Here is a 232-nt window from a genome sequence, read left to right on the forward strand (position 1 = left end):
ATCGGTGCGCGGACCATGGTCGAACCAGTCGTGCACCATGAACTGAATCCAGGAAGTGGCGATAAAGTTCAGGGTGGTGGCGGGTTTGAAATCGCCGCCCCGGGACATGATCAGGTTACTGACTTCCCGGGGGTTGGGGGTCAGCAGATTGCCACTGGCGTTTTCCGCATACACCGACGCCGGGTCCACATTTCGGCCGAAGTTGGTATGGACGGAGCCCTCCGCCGGGTTC

At 60.3% G+C, this 232-nt stretch carries 1 protein-coding gene; it reads right to left on the reverse strand.

Translation table 11 applies throughout. The features are described 5' to 3' along the window. A partial coding sequence (locus tag A3714_RS06435; protein ID WP_197463378.1) for a peroxidase family protein occupies nucleotides 1-232 on the reverse strand: 232 nt, incomplete at both ends.

It is taken from the genome of Alcanivorax sp. HI0007 (assembly GCF_001635525.1).
Lineage (GTDB): Bacteria > Pseudomonadota > Gammaproteobacteria > Pseudomonadales > Alcanivoracaceae > Alcanivorax.